At 67.7% G+C, this 2138-nt stretch carries 3 protein-coding genes; 2 read left to right on the top strand and 1 reads right to left on the bottom strand.

Annotated elements, in window-relative coordinates:
* Positions 1 to 359: 359 nt before the first annotated feature.
* Positions 360 to 743 carry a hypothetical protein gene (locus ACZ38L_RS39235; RefSeq protein WP_465702902.1) on the top strand — a complete coding sequence of 128 codons (384 nt, stop codon included), beginning with the start codon at positions 360 to 362 and terminating at the stop codon, positions 741 to 743.
* A gap of 116 nt (positions 744 to 859) precedes the next feature.
* Here ACZ38L_RS39235 and ACZ38L_RS39230 read toward each other — a convergent pair whose 3' ends face one another.
* Positions 860 to 1156 carry a hypothetical protein gene (locus ACZ38L_RS39230; protein WP_465702900.1) on the bottom strand — a complete coding sequence of 99 codons (297 nt, stop codon included), beginning with the start codon at positions 1154 to 1156 and terminating at the stop codon, positions 860 to 862.
* 100 nt (positions 1157 to 1256) lie between these two features.
* Here ACZ38L_RS39230 and ACZ38L_RS39225 point away from each other — a divergent pair, with 100 nt between their 5' ends.
* Positions 1257 to 1379, top strand: a complete 123-nt coding sequence (locus ACZ38L_RS39225) for a hypothetical protein (protein WP_465702898.1) — start codon at positions 1257 to 1259, stop codon at positions 1377 to 1379.
* Positions 1380 to 2138 lie beyond the last annotated feature (759 nt).

The following is a 2138-nucleotide window of genomic DNA, read 5'->3' as shown; positions in this document are numbered from 1 at the left end:
TCCGAAGGGCCATGACCTTCATCTTCCGTGCAGCACCATTTCCAGAAGCTGCCCTACAATCAACTTCCTTTCCTGTTCAGGACGCAAGAGCTGCGAAAACGCCACTTCCGGTGGCACCGCCTGACGCAACCCCAAGTAGCAACCTCCAGAAGCAACCTCAGAGGCAACCCCAGAGGCAACCCGCGCCGGATGTGACTTTGCACGATAGATGGCCACTTTCCAGAGTTGATGGCCAAGGTTTTCGCGCTACTTGGCCAGCCTGATGACCCGTGACGCTGGAACCTGACCACGCGGGTTGGCACCGGTACAGGTGCCGCAATCTTCGAGTGCGGTTGGATCGGGGCGCGTACTCTCGCGGAATGCACCCTGATCTGCGCTTTGAGAACCCTCCCGCGCTGGCTCACGAGGCAGTGGCCGAGACATTGGAGCGGGCTCTGCGTGACCGCTCGCAGGAGGGCGAGGCGGCGGCTGTCCTGGTCGGGAGCGCATTGAACGACGACGACCGTGCCTTCGTCGAGTCCTGGTGCGTGCAGGTGGGGACACGGGCTGTGTCGGGCAGTCCGTTTCTCGGGCTGGCCGGACTGTGCCTGGGGCACATTGCTCGCCGCTTCGGGCGTCTGAGCGATGAAGCCCTCGCCCTGGCGGCGTCACTGGCGGTGCGCGCCGAGGCGGACCCGTCGGACGTGGACGGTCGGGCCCTCGATGGCTATGACGACGTCCGGAGCTTCTTGCACCTGTGGTGACGCGCCGGCGAAGCCTCGTCGCGACCTGCCCGAACCGGCCAGGTCGACGACTTGCCGACCCGTTGGCCAAGTAGCGCGAAAACCCTGGCCATCTACCGTGCACAGTCACAGGGAGGTCAGCGCCACTGGTAGGACGCGCCGGTCATCGCCGGGAGCAGCAACGGCCCGCCGGTCTCGGCGGTGTCGGGCCGGACGGCCTGGCCGAGGACGGCGCCGACGTCCGGGTACAGGTGGAGGCCGGCCGCGTCAGCCACCGGCAGCCACACCACCGGCGCCTGGCCCGGGTCGTCCCGCTCGGTTGCCGCGACGGTCTCCACCAGGGCTTCGGGCAGGTGGGCGGCGAAGACCAGGTGCCGACGCCGGAACGGCCGCCTCAGCGGCCTCTGCCTCCCACTGATCCGCTGTGATGCCATTCGTGCGCAGCCGATCCGCGACCCGCCACCAGCGGGCCGACACCTGCTTCGACGTGCTGACGCACGCGCTGTACGCCTCCCGGCGCACCTCTTCCAACCGATGCCGCTGATCTATGCGCTGCTGGCGTTCCTGCTGGCGAGCTTGACCAATGAGCGTGAGCCACCCGCCCCCGGCGCCACCCAGCATGCCGATGGCCGCACCGACCACTGCCGCTATCCCTGAATCCACGTCGGAAATACCTGCCCGGCGGTTCCGAACACAACCGCCACACGCGGCCTCCGCTCGGAGAGCGGGGGGTAACTCGCCGTCTTCGCCGCCTTCACCGAGACGGTGGCGCCGAGACCGCCGCCATCTTCATCAAGACTCCGCCACCTTCGGCGAGACCGGACAGCTGCGTGGGCTGCTGCACCAGGTGTAGCGGGGCTGGACCTTCCTCGCGGTCGGCTCACCGGTCAGCGAAAGAGCTGGCCGGACCCCGTCGGGGTTTCCACGTTCCACACAGTTGAGACACGACCGGGATGGGTGCCCCCTATACCCCGGGGACGGTGGTGTCCTCCCGGTCGGCGGCTCGCTGTCCGACCGGCACCCGCCGCTTCTCAACGGCCAGTCCCTGCACCCCACTGGAGATTTCCGTCTGGCGGGGCTCAAACGTGACGAGGCATCATCAGGGGTTCACTCGCGTTCACCCGTCCGGTCTTCCCCTTGCCTGTAGCCCCGGACGGATCGGGGCCCTTGGGCGTCTTCTTCGAGCTCCGCACCCCACCGTTGCCAGTGACGCACGTCGAAGCGGGGACAGGCTTTGGACACTGGCCCGGATCTACACCCTCGACATCAGTCGAACCTCCGATCGGTGAGACCACTCAACATGTGCGACCTCGTGTCGCACGGAGCCCGCGTTCCCCGGCCGCAGCAGGCCCGCGACCGGTTCTCCGGACCCGCCTGGGCCGTGGTCGACGAACGCGAACAGCGGGTGATGGCCGA

Source organism: Kitasatospora sp. NPDC024654, from assembly GCF_055559155.1.
The sequence above is the reverse complement of the archived record's forward strand: the minus strand, read 5'-3'. Positions and strand labels throughout refer to the sequence as shown.

Excerpts from the sequence above, each read along its gene's own strand:
- ACZ38L_RS39225 (WP_465702898.1), top strand. The coding sequence starts at position 1,257 with ATGCCGCTGATCTATGCGCTGCTGGCGTTCCTGCTGGCGAGCTTGACC.
- ACZ38L_RS39230 (WP_465702900.1), bottom strand. The coding sequence starts at position 1,156 with ATGGCATCACAGCGGATCAGTGGGAGGCAGAGGCCGCTGAGGCGGCCG.
- ACZ38L_RS39235 (WP_465702902.1), top strand. The coding sequence starts at position 360 with ATGCACCCTGATCTGCGCTTTGAGAACCCTCCCGCGCTGGCTCACGAG.